Origin of the sequence: Campylobacter sp. CFSAN093238 (genome assembly GCF_012898015.1) — a bacterium.
GTDB classification, from domain to species: domain Bacteria; phylum Campylobacterota; class Campylobacteria; order Campylobacterales; family Campylobacteraceae; genus Campylobacter_D; species Campylobacter_D jejuni.
The window spans coordinates 1,646,864-1,665,287 of record NZ_CP040611.1 but is presented as its reverse complement, the minus strand read 5'-3'; the positions used below and the strand labels follow the sequence as shown (position 1 = coordinate 1,665,287).

Below are 18,424 nucleotides of genomic sequence, written 5' to 3'. Positions count from 1 at the left end.
TTTTTATATACTTTAGCGTGATTGTGTTTAAAAAAAGGTAAATTAAGGCTTGAAATTTAAATAAATTAAAAAGGTTCGTCATTATTTTGTATGCTAAATCCTAAATCATAAGCTGTAAAGTTTTTGTTACCAAAAATTCCATTTAAGTTTCTAAATGATTGTTGCAGAATTTCTTCGTTTTTTTCATATTTTAAGAAGCTTAAATATTCTTTTAAAAAATTATTTAATTCTTCGGTATTTAAATTTTTAATTAAAAGATTTAAATTTTTATCAATAAGCGTAAAAAGTTGTTTTTTTAATGCGAGTGTAGAATTTTTAATTTTTACATTGTTTAAAAAAGCTAAATTAACCTTGCAAATACCTAACAAGAATTCGCTATAGTTTAAATTTTTTCGAATATTTTTACTTTCAAATTCTCTAATATCACTATCTTCATAACCTTTTTTTTCTAAAATTTTATCCAATAAAATCTTATGTTTAAAACAAACACTATCACTAATTTGCTTAAAATCGTTACATATATCTGGATGCTGTTTTAAAAAGGCTATAAGTTCTAATTCTGCAATGTGAATTTTTTCTTTAGGAAAATTGTATTTATTTTGAGAAATTAAAGGGGTTTGTATGGTTTTTTTTGAATTTTGTGATAAGACAATAAATTTTTCATCCACTTTTAATAAATTTGAAACTAGACTAGTGTAAGAATTTGCCACTAAAGGTTCAAGATTAAAGGTGAATTTTTGTATAGTTTCTAAAGCTTTTTGTTTATCAAGAGCAGAAATTATGGAATGAGTGGATATTAAGCGTCTGATATAAAATTCACCAAGCTCTATTCCTTCATCGAGTATATTATGGAGTTTTGTGCTTTCATTTTTTGCTACGAGCTCAGCAGGATCTTTTCCGCCTTGCAAAATTGCCACTTTACCGTCTATTTTGTTTGTGCTTAATAAAAATGCAGATCGTGTCGCAGCTTTTAATCCTGCTTCATCATTGTCAAAACATAAAATCACTTTTGCATCATAACGGCGGATTAAGGGTAGATGATGTTCGGTTAATGCTGTTCCAAGAACTGCTACAGCATTGTTAAACCCTGCTTTGTGAAAAGCTATTGCATCCATGTAGCCTTCACATACTATTATTTCTTTTTTTTTGGCTATATTTTCTTTAGCGATGTTAAAAGCATAAAAAATTCTACTTTTATCAAAAAGTATATTTTGGGGTGAATTTACATACTTTGCCGGTACATTGGGATTTAAAGTGCGCCCTCCAAACCCTACCAATAAGTCTTTATGATCGTAGATTGGAAAGGTGATACGCCATATAAAACTTGCGTAAAATTCATTATTTTCATCTTTTTTTAAAGCTCCAACACTCATAGCATCTTCTAAAGGAATTTTTTGATTTTGCAATAATCTTATACTATCTTCACTTGCTCCTGCAAAACCTAATTCGAATTTGGCTATATCTTTGTCATTTAAAGCTCTCTGGTAAAGATAGGTTAAAACTTCTTTGTGGTGTTTGAGATTATCTTTAAAATACGCATTTAAGCTTGGTAGTATAGACTTTAGCTCTTTTTTATTTTCTTGTTTTTCTTTTGTATAACTCAAAGTAAAATTACTAAGGCTTGCAACTTTTTCAACTGCATCAGCAAAACTTAATTTTTCATAATCCATTACAAATTTAAAAGCATCTCCACCAGCCTTGCAGGCAAAACAATGATAAAAACCTTTGATAGGATTGATATGCATAGACGGGTTTTTATCTGCATGAAAAGGACAGATACATACAAAACTAGAGCCTTGTTTTTTTACTTCAATATAATTTTCTATAATATCAACAATATTAAGTCTTTGGGATAAATTTTCTATACTTTCTTTAGTTATCATTTTACAAACCTTGTTAAAATTATACAAAGATTTGGCTATAATTTGGCATAAAATTTTTAGAGCGAGACTATGGATTTTTTCTTTGTAGAATACAGAGACCCTTTAGTAGGGCTTATAATTTTAACCATTTTAGTATTTGTTGTAGCTGTTGCAAATTATATTTGGAAAATATTTGCTAACAAAGATGAAGAACAAAAGCTTGAAAAATTTATAAAAAAATTTGAAATGGATAACGCTCATAAAGAGTTGTTAAGAAATAGTAGCTTGAGTTTTGGAAATTTAAGTTTTTTGGCCGAAATTTTTACCAAAAGTGGGGAATTTGAAAAAGCAACTCAAATTTATTTGATTGCTCTTGAAAAATGTAAAGATAAACAAGAAAGAGAATTTATTTTCCTTTCTTTAGCAAAAGTTTATTTTAAAGCAGGATTTTTAGAGCGTGCAAAAGAAGTTTTATTACAAGCTTTAAAACTGCGTCCAAGAAATATACAAGCCTTAAAACTTTTAAAAATTGTTTATTTAAAACTTCGTTCTTATAAAGAAAATTTAGAACTTTTAGAATGTCTTTTTGAGCTTAATGAAGATGTGCAAAAAGAGCATGATTTTATCAAAGCTTTAGAACTTTGTACTTTTAATATCACTGATGAAGAAAAAAAGAAAAAACTTTTAGAATTTAAAATAGAAGATAATCCTATGTTAGGGCGTTTAGTTTTTGAAAAATATCATATGTTTTTAGGGCAAAATTTTTTTGATATTTGTGATTTGCTTTATAGAGAAAATGAAGCGTTTAATTTAGAAAATCAAGATTTTTTAGAATTCTTTTATGCTTTGGGTAAAATTTCAAAGCATGATGATACGCATCAGTTTGTTTTTAAAAATTCTAATTTTAAAATGTTAAAAATTTTAAAAGATAATTCTTTTAATGCGGGGTTAGAATTTTCATACCGTTGTTCTGAGTGTAAAAATGTTATGCCTTTGTTTTTTTATCACTGTCCTGTTTGTTATGAGTTTAATACTTGTAAAATTATTTATGAAGTGAAAAACAATGAAACACATTGAAATTTATACAGATGGCTCATGTCTTAATAATCCAGGTTTTGGCGGATGGGCTTATATTTTGCGTTATAAGGAGTATCAAAAGGAAGGTTTTGGAGCTGAGGCTAATACCACTAACAATAGAATGGAGCTAATGGCAATTATTGAATCTTTGAAGGCTTTAAAAGAGCCTTGTGAAATTTCGCTTTTTACAGATTCTAACCTAATGGTTCAAAGTATTAATGAATGGCTAGAAGGATGGATAAAAAAGGATTTTAAAGGTAAAAAAAATATAGATTTATGGAAGGAATATATTAAAGTGGCAAAATCTCATAAGATTAAGGCTTTTTGGGTAAAAGCACATAATGGACATTTGGAAAATGAAAGGTGTGATACATTGGCGCGTGAAGCTGCTTTGAAAATTGCAAGGGAAAATGATGAAAAACATTGAAAAGCTAGAGCAGAGTTTAACTTATGAATTTAAAGATAAAAATCTTCTTATACATGCTTTAACCCATAAAAGTTTTAAAAAATCTTACAACAACGAACGCTTGGAATTTTTAGGTGATGCCGTGCTTGATTTAGTTGTAGGTGAATACCTTTTTCATAAATTCGCCAAAGATGCCGAAGGAGATTTATCTAAGCTTAGAGCAGCTTTAGTGAATGAAAAGTCTTTTGCAAAAATTGCAAATAGTTTAAATTTGGGCGATTTTATTCTTATGAGTGTTGCTGAGGAAAACAATGGAGGAAAAGAAAAGCCTTCTATACTTTCAGATGCGTTAGAAGCCATTATAGGTGCTATACATTTAGAAGCTGGGTTCGAGTTTGCAAAAACTATTGCTTTAAGGCTTATAGAAAAAAATTTCCCTCAAATTGATGCAAAAATTCTTATAAAAGATTATAAAACAAAATTACAAGAGATTACACAGGGAAAAATCGGACAAACTCCGCAGTATGAAACAGTGCGTGCTTTTGGCCCTGATCATTTAAAGCAATTTGAAATTGCTTTAATGCTTGATGGTAAAGAACTTGCAAGAGCTATTGCAGGAAGCAAAAAAGAAGCACAGCAAATGGCAGCAAAAATTGCACTTGAGAAATTAGGAGCTTTATAGTGAATACCTTTGGTACGAGATTGAAATTTACAAGTTTTGGTGAGTCTCATGGTGTGGCTGTTGGATGTATTATTGATGGAATACCTGCTGGAGTTAAATTTGATGAAGAATTTTTGCAAAATGAGCTTGATAAACGCAAAGGCGGAAGTAAATTTGCAACACCAAGAAAAGAAAGCGATAAAGCTCAGGTTTTAAGCGGGGTTTTTGAAGGATATACAACGGGTCATCCCATAGCTATAGTGGTTTTTAATGAAAATGCCCATTCTAAGGATTATGATAATTTAAAAGATCTATTTCGTCCTGCTCATGCGGATTTTACTTATTTTTATAAATATGGCATAAGAGATCATAGGGGTGGGGGTAGATCAAGTGCTAGGGAAAGTGTTGCTAGAGTGGCTGGTGGTGCAGTTGCAGCGATGCTTTTGCGTGAATTTGGCATTTGTGTTCAAAGTGGTGTTTTTGGGGTAGGAACTTTTGTATCAAATTTGAAAGAAAAAGAATTTGATTTTGAATTTGCTAAGAAAAGTGAAATTTTTTGCCTTGATCCAAAACTAGAAAGTGACTTTAAAAATGAAATTTTAAATGCTAGAAATTCAAAAGATAGCGTAGGCGCTGCTGTTTTTACAAAAGTTAGTGGTATGCTTATAGGACTTGGAGAAGTTCTTTATGATAAGTTAGACTCTAAATTAGCTCATGCTTTAATGGGAATTAATGCTGTTAAAGCAGTTGAAATAGGCGAAGGTATTAATGCAAGCAAAATGCGCGGATCGTGTAATAATGATGCTTTAAAAGATGGCAAGTTTTTAAGCAATCATAGCGGAGGAATTTTAGGAGGAATTTCAAATGGAGAAAATCTTATTTTAAAAACTTATTTTAAACCTACTCCTTCTATTTTTTCCAAGCAAGAAAGTATAGATAAATTTGGCAATAATTTGGAATTTGAACTCAAAGGTAGGCATGATCCTTGTGTAGGTGTTAGAGGAAGTGTTGTAGCTAGTGCTATGGTGCGTTTAGTTTTGGCTGATTGTTTGCTTTTGAATGCGAGTGCGAATTTAAACAATTTAAAAAATGCCTATGGATTAAAATAAAAAAAGCCCATTTTCATGGGCTTGATTGCAATATTTTGAAAAGATTCAAATACTATATCGCTTGTTTTGCTAAATACTTTATACTTTAACTAATAAAAAATTGATTAATATCAGCCTTATTTTCAAAAGCTATGCTTGTATAAGCTTGATTTTTAAATTTAAGTTCATAGCTTTTTCCTGCTTCGTGTTTAGTATAGGTAAGGGCTATTTTTAAGGCAAGTTCTAAGTCTTTTTCTGAAATTTTTTCATCTACCAAAGAGTAAGCTCCGATTAAATCTCCAAGTTCTATTACTTCATATTTAGGAGTTTTTAAACCTTTTAAAAGAGTATTTTCAAGTTCATTTCTACCTATGATCATTTTAGCTCCATTGGGTAATCTTAAATGACGACCATATTTTAAAAGTTGTGCGTCATTAACCTGCATATCTTTGTCAAATTCTATGAAATCTCGAATTTTTTTAGCAAAACTATCAAGAGTTAGCAAACAACCTCCACCTGGGCTTTCAAAGTCTTCTAATCCAAATTTAGCTGCAAGTTCAAGTTGTCTTTTACGACTTCTTCCGCTAATACCTTCGAGTTTTTCTCTATCTACCCAACCTTCTCTTTCAGGTTTGGTTAGAGGTAGGTTTTTTGCGCACATAGGACGCAAGATTAAATCTTCTTCATCAAGAGCAAGTTTTTTAACCTTTGCCATTGCATCACTTCTTTGACTCATAGGGCGTTGTCCTAAAACTTCTCCTGTGATGATAAAACTTGCATTTTCTTCTTTTAACATAGCAAGAGCAGTTTTAAACATAAAAGCATGACAATCTATACAAGGATTAAAATGTTTGCCATAGCCATATTGTGGATTAAAAAGCACTTCTTGAAGATAGGAATTTCTTACATCTATCATTTCAAAATCCGCACTTACCATCGCTGCACGCTTTTTCATGATTTCGCTTTTATCGCTTGTACTTCCAAAACCTATGTTGATATTTAGAGCTTTAACTTCTATGCCTTGTGCAGTGATGAGTTTCATTGCAAGCATACTATCAAGCCCACCGCTAAAAAGAGCTAATGCTTTCATTGATTCCTTTCTAAGAATATAAAATTTTTTAAGATTTTGTCGATTATAAAAGATATAATTTTAACTAAAAAATCTTTAAAATAAGGATTGGAAAGTGTTAAAAATAATTTTGGTTTTAAGCATTTTGAGTTCTTTTGCTTTTGCAAATTCTTGTGTTAACTACGAGCAAGAACTTAAAAAGTGTAATTCTTTAAAAAATTCACATGAGAGAAAAATGTGTCGTTTAGGCTTATTTGCAAAATGTAAAAAAGGATAAATAATGAAAATCGATACTTCTGCTAGTTTAACCCATTCTTTAACTAATAATGTTGATAAAAAAGAGCTTAGCGTATTAAAAAAAGAAGATCAAGATAAAATTCCCGTGCAAGATCTTTCGAGTTTAAATAGCGATGGTGTTAAGGTTGTTTTTGAAAATAAGCAAGGTGAACTTATAGCTTTAAATTTAAGCGATGAAAATTATAGTAGTTTACAAAAAAATTTCGGTTCTTATACGAATTATGTTGCTAGAAATGATGGTAGTATAAGGCTTAATGGCGAAGCAAACCAATTTGTTTCAAATTGGTTTGAAAGTGTAAAAGATAATTTTGGTTCTTTAAATTCAAATTTAAATAATAAACAACAAAGTGTAAAATTAAATTTTAATACAAATACCCTTCAACAAAGTATGCAAAATTTAGGCTTTAAAACAAGCGATGAAAAAATATCTGATGATGCAAATATAGAAGAAAAATTAAATTTTTTTATTGATAAAGATGTAAATAAAGATGGTAAAGTTGATGATAGTGATGTTAAAGAACCTAGCATGAGAGAAATTTTAAGCGACATTAAAGAAGCATCAGGTAGTGGAGCTAGTGCTATGAAAACCATAGATCCGCAAAAAATCAATAAAAAAGATGATAAGGAAAATAATATCAAAGAAAAAGAAGACGAAGATTTGCTTCAAAAAGCCCAAGAAAAAGGTTTAAATGCTTTAAGTGCTGATGAGCAGGCAAAGCTTGAGGCTAGCAATCCTGAAGAATTTGAAAAACTGAAGCAAAAATCTTTGCAAGAATTAAGTCAGAATTTAAGTAAAGATTTTCAAAATAAAATTGAAAATCAAGAAGCACAAATTATAGATAAGAGAGTGTAGCAAATTATAATTTTACCCTCTTAGGGTTTTAAAATCATATATAATAGGTAGTGTAATTCTTAAATCTCCGTTATAGTGTGGAAAATTTAAAGAAGCTTTTCTTATGCTTTCTAAAGCACTTTTATCTAATAAATCATATCCTGAGCTTTCTATGATTTTTAAATCTGCTAAAGTTTTGTTTTCTTTCCATAAAAATTCTACTTTTACAGTTCCTTGCATACGCATTTTTTTGCTTGCCTTGGATAAAATTGTGCTTGTTGTATAGCTTTTTGGATTTCTTTTAATACAGGGTGATTATCTTTTCCTTGTGTTAATTGAGTGATCTTAGGTTTGACATTTATATCAGTTGTTTTTGCAAAAGTTTTAACTTCTTGAGTTGGTGCTATTGGGGTTTTATTTGGTATTGGGTGTGGAGGTGTTTTTTTTATCTTTTTTTTGCATTTTTTCAGGAGTTTTTTTAATAACTTTTGGCTGAGGTTTTGGTTTGATAGGTTCTATAATGGATTCTGTTGGTTTGGTCTCATTTGTTGGATTAGTTTGGGTAAATTGTTTTATTGCTAAAGAAAAAGAATCTTCATTTTTAATTTCCATTTTAAAAAAGTCATTTGAGTAAAAAATGACAAAAAGCAAAGGTATAAAGACTATAAAAGTTATATAAGAAGCTTGGTATTTATGATTTAAAAATAAAGTTTTCATTTGTTTTTCTCAGTAAGAATCTGAAAATTTTCATGTTCTTTGGCTTTTAAAAAATCTATAATTTTTACAAAGCTTTCAAATTTAGCATTTTTATCGCTTTTTAGTTCTACTATGGTTTTTTTATCAAGTGAAAAAATAGCATTTTGAACTTCATTTAAATCAGCTAATTTATCATTTAAATAAAAAGTATTTTTTTCGTCTATGGTTATAAGAAGTTTTTTTTCATTATTGTTTATATTGGTAGTATTTTCACTTGAAGGAAGTGAGATTTGAATTTTTCCATGCGCAATAAAGGTTGAAATACTAAGCACTATAGCAAGCAAAACAAGCATAATGTCTATAAATGGGACTATATTTAAACCTTCATTTTTTGGTAGTTTAAGCATTTTTATTTGCCTTATAAGCATTGCTTAAGAGGGAAACTTTTCTAAGTAAGGCATTATAAGCCATTAAAGCAGGAATAGCAACCAAAAGTCCTAAGGCTGTAGCTTTAAGAGCTAAAGAAAGTCCCACGACTATAGATTTGACATCTATATTGCCCACTAAGCCCATTTCGTAAAATGTAACCATGATGCCTATTACAGTGCCTAAAAGTCCTATATAAGGGGCATTGGAATAGATGATATATATGGTGGTTAAATTTTCACTAATCGCATCATCAAATTGCTCTTGATTCTCATAATTTTTAAAGTTAATTTTTCTAAAAAATAGCATTCTTTCTACAACACACCAAAAAGCTATAAATGCCATAATTCCTAGAATTAAAAAGATAATTAAATCGATGTAATCTTTTAAAAATTCCATATTTTTCTCCAAAAATATACTTATAAATTTTAAAAGATTATACTGTATAAAAAATAAATTTATAATTAATATCAATTATCATAATTTTTAAGAAATTCTTGTTTATAGTTTTTATTTTTATTAGGTTATAATTTATAAAAATTTAATAGGGTTTAACATGACTATAGATTTAAATCACAATTTTACCTCTTTTGTTCTTCTTGATAAAGTTGATTTTAATTTTTCGGAGTTAAAAAGCATTTTAGAAGATAAATTTAATATAAAAATAGCTGATGAAAATTTTACCAAAGAGGGCGTGATTTTTTCATATGAAAATATGTTAGTTACTCTAAATTTGATTAAAAATCCTATACCTAATCACGAAGCAGAATACTATGCAAATTTTAATTTTATGTGGAAAGATGCCTTAGAGCAAACTAAAAAACATAAAGCTCATCTTCTTATAGCGGTGCTAAGTCAAGATCAAAGCAAATTAGAACAAGCTAAAATGTTTACGAAAATTGCAGCTTTATGTTTGGATAATAAATATGCTTTAGGTTTTTATACAGGTGCAGTTGTTTTAGAGCCCAGTTTTTATATAGAAAATGCAAAAATGTTAGATGATAATCGCTTGCCGGTATATAATTGGATATATGTTAGTGTTTATCCTAGTGAAAATGGAGTTAATGCTTATACTTATGGGCTTAGAAATTTTGATAAATTAGAACTTGAAGTTTGTGATTTAAACATAGAAGAAAAAGAACTTTTCTTTTGTATTTATGATATTGTTTTGCATATTTTAACTTATGATATTAATCTAAAAGATAAAGATATTTTAAAATTTGAAGATGGAAAAGAAATAAAATTTATAAAAAGTCAAGGTATAAGTGTTGAGAATGAAAGCTTGAAAATTATTTTTTAAGTTTCACATTCACTTCACAGTTTTGAGTTAAACTTTCGCCAACCAAGACAAAAAAAGGAGAAATTATGAAAGCAAAACTAACTTTACTTGCTTTGTTGGGTACTACGGTGCTTTTAGCTAAAGATATGGTTGTTCCTGCTAGCGAACTTCCAAATAATGCCAAAGAATTTATTTCTAAAAATTTTAAAACCGCTCAAATTGGTTTGGTGAAAAAAGATATAGATTCTTATGATGTGATTTTAAATGATGGAACTGAAATTGATTTTATGATCAATGGAGAGTGGAAAGAAGTTGATGGAAAATATAAGGCTTTGCCACATACTATCTTACCTAATGTTATGAAAAAAGTGAGTGCAACTCAACCAAATGCTCAAATTCTTGAAGTAGATAAAGAAATTAATGGTTATAAATTTAAGTTTAATAACAATATGGAAGTTTATACAGATATGCAAGGAAATATCCTAGGTCAAAAATTAGATTAATTTTTGAAAATTTAACTCCCTTAGAAAATTTGATGCAAAAATTTGGAAGCATAGTCTTCCAAATTTTTATTTTTTGATTGCAAAACCCAAAATATATTTAGTTTTAAAATAATACTTTATTGATACAATTGATTGTTTTTTTATAAAATTAAATTTACAAAATGTTACATAAGATTTAAAATATTTTTTTTAAAAAATAATTATTTATAAATATTTTGCTAAAATAAAAGAGATGTAATCTTAAATTTAAGGAAGAATAATGAATACTCCTAAATGGACTAGTCACGATACAAGGTGGGTTTTATCTCTTTTTGGAACAGCTATTGGAGCCGGCGTACTTTTGTTGCCTATTAGTGCTGGGCTTGGTGGATTGATACCTTTGTTAGTTATACTTGTTTTAGCTTTTCCTATGACTTACTTAGCTCATAGAAATTTATGTCGCTTTGTGCTTTCAAGTTCTAATCCAAAAGATGATATTACTTTTGTTGCAGAAAGTTATTTTGGCAAGGGCGGTGGATTTTTAATTACACTTTTGTATTTTTTTGCTATTTTGCCTATTTTATTGGTTTATAGTGCTAATCTTACAACAACTTTGCTTGAGTTCTTAATCAATCAGTTCAATTTCAATGCAGATCTTACTCATGCTGCTCGTTGGTGGGTGAGTTTTTTGATTGTTGGAGTTTTGGTTTTGATTTCTATTCTTGGTGAAAATGTTGTAACAAAAGCAATGAGTTTTCTTGTTTTTCCTTTTATTATATTTTTATTTATTTTTTCATTGCTTTTAATTCCACAATGGAATTTATCGTTATTTGCAAATGTTGATTTTTCCGTAATTTCAACAAGTAATTTTTGGGTTACTTTATGGCTTGTTATTCCTGTGATGGTATTTAGTTTTAATCACTCTCCTATCATTTCTTCACTTGCTTGTTATTGTAAAAAAGAATATGGTGGTTATGCTGAACCTCGCGCTAGAAAAATTATTTCTTTGGCAATTATTCTTATGGTTTTTGTTGTAATGTTTTTTGTTTTTTCTTGTGCTTTAACCTTTACACCAGAAGATTTTGCATCAGCAAAAGATCAAAATATCAATATTCTTACTTTTATAGCAAATAAATTTCCTGAAGTTTCTTTACTAGCTTATGTTGGACCTATTGTTGCACTTGTGGCTATTAGCAAAAGTTTCTTAGGGCATTATCTTGGTTCTCAAGAAGGCTTAAATGGTATTTTATATAAAGCAAGTAATGGTAGAATTCAAGGTAAATTCGCTCAAACTTTAACAGCGATCATTACCTTTGCTATCGCGTGGCTTGTTGCGTATAAAAATCCAAGTGTTATAGGAATTATCGAGGCTATTGGTGGTCCTGTTTTGGCTATTTTGCTTTTCTTAATGCCGCTTTATTGTATTTATCGTTTTGATATTTTGGCAAGATTTCGTAATAAATTTTTAGATCTTTTTGTTTTGGTAATGGGGATAGTTGCAATTTCTGCTGCAATTCATGATCTTTTATAAATTAAGGATAAAAAATGAGTAATTTAAGCATTTTTAAAATAGGTGTTGGCCCTTCTTCTTCTCATACTTTAGGGCCTATGCTTGCTGGAAATTTATTTTGTAAAAAAGTTGCTAAAAAGCTTGATGAAATTGATAGAGTTGAGATTACTCTTTATGGTTCTTTGTCGTTAACAGGCAAAGGACACTTGAGTGATAAGGCTGTAATTTGGGGGTTAAATGGCTTAGAAGCTAAAAATTTAAGTGCGGCAATACAAGATGAAGTAAATAAAAATGCTATTGAAAATGCTCAAATTGATTTTTGTGGCGAGAAAAAACTTAGTTTTAATTATGAAAAAGATTTGATATTTTCTAAAGATTTTTTACCTTTACATGAGAATGGTATGAAAATTAAAGCTTATGATTGTAAAGGTGGGTTAGTTGATGAGGAAACTTATTATTCTGTAGGTGGAGGCTTTGTTTTAACAGCTGCGGAATTAGAAAAAAAAGGTAAAAATTCTAACCAAAATAAAAAGAAAAAACTAGATATAGAGCTTAATAACGCTAAAGAAGCTTTAGAGCTTTGCGATAAAAGAGATTGGGATTTAGCAGAGCTTTCCTATCGTTATGAATTGCAATTTCACACTAAAGAGGAAATTCGTGCTTATTGTCTTGAAATTTGGGAAGTGATGCAAGAAGTGTATTATAATGGTACGCATCCAAATGAAGATTATTTGCCCGGAAAACTTCATTTAAAACGTAGAGCTAAAGGGCTTAAAGAAAGAGTGGCGATGACAGCTGATCCTATGGGCATTATAGATTTTATTTCTTTATATGCTATTGCGATTGCTGAAGAAAATGCTAGCGGAGCAAAAGTTGTAACCGCGCCAACAAATGGAGCATGTGCCGTTATCCCTGCTGTTATGCTTTATCTTAAAAACCATACTATAGGTTTTAGTGATGAAAAAGCTATAGAGTTTTTATTAACAGCAATGCTTATAGGTTCTTTTTATAAGAAAAATGCAAGTATTAGCGGAGCAGAAGCAGGCTGTCAAGCAGAAATTGGTAGTGCTAGTTCTATGGCAGCTGCGGCTATGGCAACAGTTTTAGGGGTTAATGCTTTTAAAGCATGTAATGCTGCTGAAATGGCAATGGAACATCATCTAGGTTTAACTTGCGATCCAGTTGCAGGACTTGTGCAAATTCCTTGCATAGAAAGAAATGCCTTTGGAGCTATTAAGGCTATAAGTGCTGCTAGAATGGCAATGACACGCAAATCCACTCCTATGGTAAGCCTTGATGAGGTTATAGAAACCATGTATGAAACAGGAAAAGATATGAATTATAAATACAAAGAAACTTCTTTAGGTGGTCTTGCTACAAATTTAAAAACAGTATGCTAAAGTGTTTTTACACTTTGGTGTATTTTTTCATTCTTAGACTTAAAAATTCTTTCATTTCTTCTTTGGAAAAACTTTTAAGAATGCGAATTTGCTTAAAAAGCAAGCCAAGATTGATTGCTCCCATCACTAAAAGCAATAAGCAAATCATTAAAAAAACAAGATCTATGGCTCCAAATTCATTAATCATAGCCAAACTTGCAAAAAATACGCTCGCTAATAACAAAAAAAATAAAAGCAATATTTGTTTTAATTTTGCCTCATTAAAATTATCGCAATTTTGAGTGAAATTTCTAAAAAGTATGATCTTTTTACCCAAATTTGAAACTAAAATTTCATCATTTTCTTTAAATAAGCCTTCTTTTAAACTTTGATAAAAAAAGATTTCATTATTTAAATTTAAAGCATCTTTGTAGCTTGATAAGGTGTAGTCTTTGTAAAAAAAGGATTTTAATTCATTTTTCTTTTCTATTTTAAATAATCTTAAATCATTTCTCGCATAAAAAAATCCACTAAAGTTCATAAATGCCATAAGTATCACTCCCTAAAAAATTCCTATAAAGTGGCTTGAAATTTAAAGGTATTGTAACATTTTTTTCATCATTTAAACTTGAACTTTGGAAAATCAAAAACATATCTATTTCATCTTTAAAGGTTTTGAGAAAATTTTCTCCACCCTCATACATTAAAAATTTAGCTTCACTTGGAATTTGGGTATAAATTTGGCGGTTTGGAACCTTAAATAAAGGGATATTTTTATCAAAATTATCTATATTTTGACGGCTTAAGATACAAAGATTAGGCGCTTTTGCTTTGCAAAGCCTAGCATCTAGTATAGGGTGATCTTTTCTTATGGTTTCTCCACCGACTACAAGCAAATCAATCACCGCTCTAATTTTATGTGCATAAGTGCGACTTAGCTCATTGCTTACGATTTTGCCAAAAGGCGAGCCATTCATAGAAAGGGCTAATTTAAAAAGTTTAAATTGCCCTTTTTGCCATTTTAAAAAAGGTTTTAAAAGTTTTTTTCCTTCTTCTTTAAGTATGTCAAATTCAACCTCTATGCCTTGTTTTTTTAAAAATTCAGCCCCACCACTTGCGATTTTATTTCCATCTTTAACGCTGATGAAAATTTTTTTAAAACCTAGCTCGCTAAAGAGTTTTGCACAAGGAGGCGTTTTTCCTTGATGAGAGCAAGGCTCAAGTGTGACAAAAGCTATGCTATCTTTAAATACACCTTGATGGTTTTTGCAAATAAACTCATGCAAGGCGTTTGCTTCTTTAGGCAATGAAATTTCAGGTCTTAAGCTTTTAAAAGCATGAGCTATGGCATTAAGTTCCGCATGAGCTAATCCAGCTTTTTCATGAGCTTTTATGGCTAAAATTTTTTCATTTTTATCTAAGATTACACAGCCTACAGCCGGATTTGGATAGGTTAAAAACTGATATTTCCAAGCCTCATTTAAAGCTAAATTCATATAAAATTCTTTCATTTGCCTACCTTGTATTTTAAAATTTGACATATTTTTAAAATTTTATATTTTTGTTTTAAGATAACAAATTCTAAATTTTCCATTTGTATTTCTTATTTTTAATTATATTAGCCATAGTTTTTCTAAGTTTTTTTAGGATATAACAAAAATAGTAAGATTGAAGTATTATTTTTCATTTGTAGTATCCTTTATAATTTCAGGAATGATATAAGCTTGATAAACTAGAAAGTCTTGGTGGCCGGGAGAAAGGGATTCGAACCCCTGGAGGTGTGACCCTCAACGGTTTTCAAGACCGCCGCTTTCGACCACTCAGCCATCTCCCGATAAAGTAAAGTTTTGCCTTTTGGAGGCGACATCCGGATTCGAACCGGAGATCAAGGCTTTGCAGGCCCATGCCTTACCGCTTGGCTATGTCGCCCTGATAATGTTGAAAAAGTGGTGCCCGAGGCCGGACTTGAACCGGCACGGAAGAAAAATTCCGAGGGATTTTAAGTCCCTTGTGTCTACCAATTCCACCACCCGGGCGGGTGATTATGGAGCGGGAAACGAGATTCGAACTCGCGACCCCAACCTTGGCAAGGTTGTGCTCTACCCCTGAGCTATTCCCGCATAAATTTCTGAAAGAATTGAAGATAAAAGTATAGCAAAATAAACTTAAAAGGAGTTTATTTTGCTTTAAGTTATTTGCAAATAAATAAAGCTTTCGCGTTTAAAATTTGTTCTTTTTCGCTGATAATTGGAGATGAAAGTTCTATATTGTCAGATTTTGCATTTAGCATTCTAGGTGCGATATTGGTATTGGCATTTACTTGTAAATTTTTCAATACACAAGTTTTATTAAGATCTAAAGAGTAAGTTTTTTCATATTCGTATGATGTTTTTAAAAGCTCTTTGTAGAGATTTTCTTTGTTGTTGTTTAGTGTATCTTTTGAAAATTTTGTTTGTATGGCTGGTGTTGAAACGCTGATAAAATTATTTTTAGCTATGATAGAATTGATGTCATTTAAAAGATTGTTAAAATCTGCAAGTTGGTTTTCTTTAAATTCACATTCTAAATTCGCATCAAATCTTTGACCTTTTGGAGTTTGTATACCATCTTTATAGGAAAAATTAGGTTCTAAAGAAAAACTTCCTCCGCTACAAAAATTTTCTTTTTTTGAGCGTTCTAAAATTTGATTGAAAGTATTTGTGATTTCAGCTTTTTCACTATTGTCTAATGTAATTTTTGAACTTAAATTTTCATTTGCCCAAAAATTAATATTTGCATATAAAATATCGGGTTTTAGTGTATTGCTTACTTCTATATTTCTTGAAAAATATAAATCGTGATTAGAGTCTTTTTTGCCTAAAAATTCTACATTAAAAACTACTCCTGCAACAAAAAGTAATAAACATAAAAAACCTACACTTAAACCTTTAAAAAAAGCTAACATGGATATCCTTAATAATTTAATTTGAGCTAATTTTAGCAAAAAATTTTAAAATTTTTTGTTATACTCTCATTTATGCAAAAAAAAGAGCTTGAAAAACTACAAGAAAATTTACTTCTTTGGTATGAAAAAAATGGACGCAAAACTTTGCCTTGGCGTAATTTACAAAGTCAAAATTGTGATGAAAGTTTAAAGCATATTGATAGAGCTTATGGAGTTTATATCAGCGAAATTATGCTTCAGCAAACTCAAGTTAAATCAGTTTTAGAAAGGTTTTATTTCCCCTTTTTGCAAAAATTTCCTACTTTAGAAAGTTTGGCTAATGCTAATGAAGACGAGCTTTTAAAGGCTTGGCAAGGACTTGGTTATTACACTCGTGCTAGAAATTTAAAAAAGGCAGCTTTAGAATGCGTGGATAAGTTTGGGGCTAAATTACCTAAAGAAGTTGAGGATCTAAAAAAATTAAGTGGTATAGGAGCTTATACAGCAGGCGCTATAGCTTGTTTTGGCTACGATCAAAAGGTTTCTTTTGTTGATGGCAATATACGCCGTGTGCTTTCTCGTCTTTTTGCTTTGGAAAATCCTAGCATGAAAGAACTTGAAAAAAGAGCTAAAGAGCTTTTAAATTTAAATCATGCCTTTGATCACAACCAAGCTTTGCTTGATATAGGGGCTTTGGTTTGTGTGGGTAAAAATGCAAAGTGTGGGATTTGTCCTTTGTATGATTTTTGTCAAGGCAAATTTAATACAGAGTTTTATCCAAGAGCTAAAAAAATACTTTATGAGAGTTTAAATTTAAATCTTTTTTTGTTTGAATTTAATAAAAAATTTGCGATACAGAAAAGCCAAGATAAGCTTTATAAGGGTATGTATAATTTTCCTTTTTTTAAAGAAGGAGAATATAAACTTTCTAAAGATATGAGTTTTGTAGGGGAGTTTAAGCACGGCTATACTAAGTATAAACTTAATATCAAGGTTTATCATCAAATTTTAAACAATGAAAATAAAAATTATGAATTTCAAACCTTAAAAGAGTTAGAAAGTACCGCACTTTCGGCACTTTCTTTAAAAGCGTTAAAATTAATTAAGCTCTGATTTTTTAGGCAAACATAAAGTAGCTATAAGCATGATGATTGTAAAAATAGCTATATAGATAAAAAAGCCATTTTCTATACCTGCATTTTTAAATTGTAAAGCAACCCAAGGAGCAGATCCTCCAAAAACAGCATTTGAAATAGCATAACCCAAACCTGTCCCTAAAGCTCTTACATGTTCAGGAAAAAGTTTTGCTTTAAAAATCCCAGCAACTGAAGTATAAAAACTTAAAATAACAAACAATAATACCACCAACATAAATGTTAAAGAAGGATTATTTTGTGCGTTATTGGCTATAAGTGAAAAAATAGGATAAATTCCTACCAATGCCAAAATACAAAATACAATTAAAGATCGTTTGTGACCTATTTTATCTCCTATATATCCAAAAAGAGGTTGAATGATCATTAGTATAAATAAAGCACCTAAGAAAAGATTATTAACAAGCATTTTATCCATACCCGTATTTTCCATAAAAGTTTTAGTATAAGTTGTAATGGTGTAAAAAGCTAAAGAACCTCCAGAGGTAACCCCAAGTACCATTAAAAAAGGTTTCCAAGATTTGCATAATGCTTTTAAAGTACCACGATCTTCATGCTGGTGAAGTTTTGTAGCACTTTCATTCATCATTTTTCTTACAAAAAGCGAGCCTAGTGCTAAAATTCCGCCTATTACAAAAAGTATTCTCCAAGCATAATCTTTCATATCATCAATGCTAAAAAATAAAAACATTATACTAATGCTTGCAACGGCCAAAAGTTGACCACCTATTAGGGTTACATACTGAAAAGATGAGTAAAAACCGCATTTTCCTTCCGTAGCAAGTTCTGAAAGATAAGTAGCTGCTATGCCATACTCCCCGCCTACACTAAGACCTTGAATAAGTCTTGCTATTAAAAGCAAGATAATAGCAAGATCGCCCACTGTATCTTTGCTTGGTAAGGCTGCTATCATAAAAGAGCCTAAAGCCATTAAAACCACTGATATAACCATAGATTTTTACGACCTACTTTATCAGCTAAAGAGCCAAAAAGCCAAGAGCCTATAGGACGCATAAAAAATCCTGCTGCAAAAACCCCAAAGGCATTGATTTGCTGGATAACAGGATTATCTGAAGTTGAAAAAGTATGAGCAAAATAAGTTGCTGTAAAAGCATAGATATAAAAATCAAACCACTCTACTAAATTTCCGCTACTTGCAGCAATAATAGAGCGAATTTTTTTCGTGCGAGTAAGCTCTTGCATAAACCCTTCCTTAATTTTAGATTTTTATTTAAGTATAGTGTGATTTTTGTTTAATATATTTAAAAATAAAGAAGAGAAAT

Annotated in this window: 18 protein-coding genes, 4 tRNA genes and 2 pseudogenes; 11 read left to right on the top strand and 13 right to left on the bottom strand. The window is 30.2% G+C overall.

Features of this window, described 5'->3' with window-relative positions; genetic code table 11:
• Positions 1 to 65: 65 nt before the first annotated feature.
• Entirely contained in the window at positions 66 to 1,883 is a 1,818-nt protein-coding gene (gene dnaG, locus FBF21_RS08505; RefSeq protein ID WP_002870199.1) for a DNA primase, read from the bottom strand.
• A 69-nt stretch (positions 1,884 to 1,952) separates the two neighbouring features.
• On the opposite strand from dnaG, the gene FBF21_RS08500 reads away from it, so the two are divergent.
• The 4 genes from FBF21_RS08500 to aroC are packed head-to-tail and all read left to right on the top strand — an operon-like array spanning position 1,953 to position 5,115.
• Positions 1,953 to 2,939: a CDC27 family protein gene (locus FBF21_RS08500; RefSeq protein WP_002870200.1), complete on the top strand. Its 987-nt coding sequence runs from the start codon at positions 1,953 to 1,955 to the stop codon at positions 2,937 to 2,939.
• Positions 2,926 to 3,366 (top strand): ribonuclease HI, encoded by a 441-nt coding sequence (rnhA, locus tag FBF21_RS08495; RefSeq protein ID WP_002851277.1) that lies wholly within the window; start codon positions 2,926 to 2,928, stop codon positions 3,364 to 3,366. Before FBF21_RS08500 ends, rnhA begins: the two co-directional genes overlap by 14 nt.
• Complete coding sequence (gene rnc / locus FBF21_RS08490; protein WP_002851153.1) at positions 3,353 to 4,027, top strand: ribonuclease III; 675 nt, start codon at positions 3,353 to 3,355, stop codon at positions 4,025 to 4,027. Before rnhA ends, rnc begins: the two co-directional genes overlap by 14 nt.
• A complete protein-coding gene (aroC, locus tag FBF21_RS08485; RefSeq protein WP_002870201.1) occupies positions 4,027 to 5,115 on the top strand; it encodes a chorismate synthase in 1,089 nt (362 codons plus the stop codon). Before rnc ends, aroC begins: the two co-directional genes overlap by 1 nt.
• Before the next feature lie 85 nt (positions 5,116 to 5,200).
• Here aroC and FBF21_RS08480 read toward each other — a convergent pair whose 3' ends face one another.
• Positions 5,201 to 6,184, bottom strand: a complete 984-nt coding sequence (locus FBF21_RS08480; protein ID WP_002870202.1) for an MnmA/TRMU family protein — start codon at positions 6,182 to 6,184, stop codon at positions 5,201 to 5,203.
• 94 nt (positions 6,185 to 6,278) lie between these two features.
• On the opposite strand from FBF21_RS08480, the gene FBF21_RS08475 reads away from it, so the two are divergent.
• Both FBF21_RS08475 and FBF21_RS08470 read left to right on the top strand, forming a co-directional pair.
• Entirely contained in the window at positions 6,279 to 6,440 is a 162-nt protein-coding gene (locus FBF21_RS08475) for a hypothetical protein (RefSeq protein WP_002870203.1), read from the top strand.
• A 3-nt stretch (positions 6,441 to 6,443) separates the two neighbouring features.
• Positions 6,444 to 7,313 (top strand): hypothetical protein, encoded by an 870-nt coding sequence (locus FBF21_RS08470; protein WP_002870204.1) that lies wholly within the window; start codon positions 6,444 to 6,446, stop codon positions 7,311 to 7,313.
• Between the two features lie 12 nt (positions 7,314 to 7,325).
• Here the strand turns inward: FBF21_RS08470 and FBF21_RS08465 are convergent.
• From FBF21_RS08465 to exbB, 3 genes and pseudogenes are all read right to left on the bottom strand, one after another.
• Positions 7,326 to 8,009: pseudogene (locus tag FBF21_RS08465) on the bottom strand (energy transducer TonB).
• Entirely contained in the window at positions 8,006 to 8,395 is a 390-nt protein-coding gene (gene exbD, locus FBF21_RS08460; RefSeq protein WP_002870205.1) for a TonB system transport protein ExbD, read from the bottom strand. The pseudogene FBF21_RS08465 and the gene exbD overlap by 4 nt, the downstream one beginning before the upstream one ends.
• Positions 8,388 to 8,813: a TonB-system energizer ExbB gene (gene exbB / locus FBF21_RS08455; protein WP_002870206.1), complete on the bottom strand. Its 426-nt coding sequence runs from the start codon at positions 8,811 to 8,813 to the stop codon at positions 8,388 to 8,390. The genes exbD and exbB overlap by 8 nt, the downstream gene beginning before the upstream one ends.
• A 157-nt stretch (positions 8,814 to 8,970) precedes the next feature.
• On the opposite strand from exbB, the gene FBF21_RS08450 reads away from it, so the two are divergent.
• The 4 genes from FBF21_RS08450 (at position 8,971) to FBF21_RS08435 (ending at position 13,085) form a co-directional block, all read left to right on the top strand.
• Complete coding sequence (locus tag FBF21_RS08450) at positions 8,971 to 9,714, top strand: DUF4261 domain-containing protein (protein ID WP_002870207.1); 744 nt, start codon at positions 8,971 to 8,973, stop codon at positions 9,712 to 9,714.
• A gap of 65 nt (positions 9,715 to 9,779) precedes the next feature.
• Entirely contained in the window at positions 9,780 to 10,196 is a 417-nt protein-coding gene (locus tag FBF21_RS08445; protein ID WP_002843383.1) for a PepSY-like domain-containing protein, read from the top strand.
• A 259-nt stretch (positions 10,197 to 10,455) separates the two neighbouring features.
• The gene (locus FBF21_RS08440; RefSeq protein WP_002851351.1) at positions 10,456 to 11,706 is read left to right on the top strand and encodes an amino acid transporter; all 1,251 of its coding nucleotides are present in this window, start codon (positions 10,456 to 10,458) and stop codon (positions 11,704 to 11,706) included.
• Between the two features lie 14 nt (positions 11,707 to 11,720).
• Entirely contained in the window at positions 11,721 to 13,085 is a 1,365-nt protein-coding gene (locus FBF21_RS08435) for an L-serine ammonia-lyase (protein ID WP_168985473.1), read from the top strand.
• A 7-nt stretch (positions 13,086 to 13,092) separates the two neighbouring features.
• Here FBF21_RS08435 and FBF21_RS08430 read toward each other — a convergent pair whose 3' ends face one another.
• From FBF21_RS08430 to FBF21_RS08400, 7 genes are all read right to left on the bottom strand, one after another.
• Positions 13,093 to 13,614, bottom strand: coding sequence for a hypothetical protein (locus tag FBF21_RS08430; RefSeq protein ID WP_002871876.1), 522 nt, complete (start codon positions 13,612 to 13,614; stop codon positions 13,093 to 13,095).
• A complete protein-coding gene (gene ribD / locus FBF21_RS08425) occupies positions 13,595 to 14,605 on the bottom strand; it encodes a bifunctional diaminohydroxyphosphoribosylaminopyrimidine deaminase/5-amino-6-(5-phosphoribosylamino)uracil reductase RibD (protein WP_002858962.1) in 1,011 nt (336 codons plus the stop codon). Before ribD ends, FBF21_RS08430 begins: the two co-directional genes overlap by 20 nt.
• A gap of 205 nt (positions 14,606 to 14,810) precedes the next feature.
• Positions 14,811 to 14,898 (bottom strand) — tRNA-Ser (locus tag FBF21_RS08420).
• 21 nt (positions 14,899 to 14,919) lie between these two features.
• Positions 14,920 to 14,993: transfer RNA gene (locus FBF21_RS08415), tRNA-Cys, on the bottom strand.
• An 18-nt stretch (positions 14,994 to 15,011) separates the two neighbouring features.
• A tRNA-Leu gene (locus FBF21_RS08410) sits at positions 15,012 to 15,100 on the bottom strand.
• Between the two features lie 9 nt (positions 15,101 to 15,109).
• Positions 15,110 to 15,184 (bottom strand) — tRNA-Gly (locus tag FBF21_RS08405).
• 71 nt (positions 15,185 to 15,255) lie between these two features.
• Positions 15,256 to 16,008 (bottom strand): hypothetical protein, encoded by a 753-nt coding sequence (locus FBF21_RS08400; RefSeq protein ID WP_002870081.1) that lies wholly within the window; start codon positions 16,006 to 16,008, stop codon positions 15,256 to 15,258.
• Between the two features lie 72 nt (positions 16,009 to 16,080).
• Here FBF21_RS08400 and mutY point away from each other — a divergent pair, with 72 nt between their 5' ends.
• Positions 16,081 to 17,100, top strand: coding sequence for an A/G-specific adenine glycosylase (mutY, locus tag FBF21_RS08395; protein WP_002858960.1), 1,020 nt, complete (start codon positions 16,081 to 16,083; stop codon positions 17,098 to 17,100).
• Here the strand turns inward: mutY and FBF21_RS08390 are convergent.
• Positions 17,086 to 18,344, bottom strand: a pseudogene (locus tag FBF21_RS08390) (MFS transporter). The gene mutY and the pseudogene FBF21_RS08390 sit on opposite strands and share 15 nt — an antisense overlap.
• Positions 18,345 to 18,424 lie beyond the last annotated feature (80 nt).

Coding starts and splice junctions, on each gene's coding strand:
- dnaG (WP_002870199.1), bottom strand. CDS start 1,883: ATGATAACTAAAGAAAGTATAGAAAATTTATCCCAAAGACTTAATATT.
- FBF21_RS08500 (WP_002870200.1), top strand. CDS start 1,953: ATGGATTTTTTCTTTGTAGAATACAGAGACCCTTTAGTAGGGCTTATA.
- rnhA (WP_002851277.1), top strand. CDS start 2,926: ATGAAACACATTGAAATTTATACAGATGGCTCATGTCTTAATAATCCA.
- rnc (WP_002851153.1), top strand. CDS start 3,353: ATGAAAAACATTGAAAAGCTAGAGCAGAGTTTAACTTATGAATTTAAA.
- FBF21_RS08480 (WP_002870202.1), bottom strand. CDS start 6,184: ATGAAAGCATTAGCTCTTTTTAGCGGTGGGCTTGATAGTATGCTTGCA.
- FBF21_RS08470 (WP_002870204.1), top strand. CDS start 6,444: ATGAAAATCGATACTTCTGCTAGTTTAACCCATTCTTTAACTAATAAT.
- exbD (WP_002870205.1), bottom strand. CDS start 8,395: ATGCTTAAACTACCAAAAAATGAAGGTTTAAATATAGTCCCATTTATA.
- exbB (WP_002870206.1), bottom strand. CDS start 8,813: ATGGAATTTTTAAAAGATTACATCGATTTAATTATCTTTTTAATTCTA.
- FBF21_RS08450 (WP_002870207.1), top strand. CDS start 8,971: ATGACTATAGATTTAAATCACAATTTTACCTCTTTTGTTCTTCTTGAT.
- FBF21_RS08445 (WP_002843383.1), top strand. CDS start 9,780: ATGAAAGCAAAACTAACTTTACTTGCTTTGTTGGGTACTACGGTGCTT.
- FBF21_RS08440 (WP_002851351.1), top strand. CDS start 10,456: ATGAATACTCCTAAATGGACTAGTCACGATACAAGGTGGGTTTTATCT.
- FBF21_RS08435 (WP_168985473.1), top strand. CDS start 11,721: ATGAGTAATTTAAGCATTTTTAAAATAGGTGTTGGCCCTTCTTCTTCT.
- FBF21_RS08430 (WP_002871876.1), bottom strand. CDS start 13,614: ATGGCATTTATGAACTTTAGTGGATTTTTTTATGCGAGAAATGATTTA.
- ribD (WP_002858962.1), bottom strand. CDS start 14,605: ATGTCAAATTTTAAAATACAAGGTAGGCAAATGAAAGAATTTTATATG.
- FBF21_RS08400 (WP_002870081.1), bottom strand. CDS start 16,008: ATGTTAGCTTTTTTTAAAGGTTTAAGTGTAGGTTTTTTATGTTTATTA.
- mutY (WP_002858960.1), top strand. CDS start 16,081: ATGCAAAAAAAAGAGCTTGAAAAACTACAAGAAAATTTACTTCTTTGG.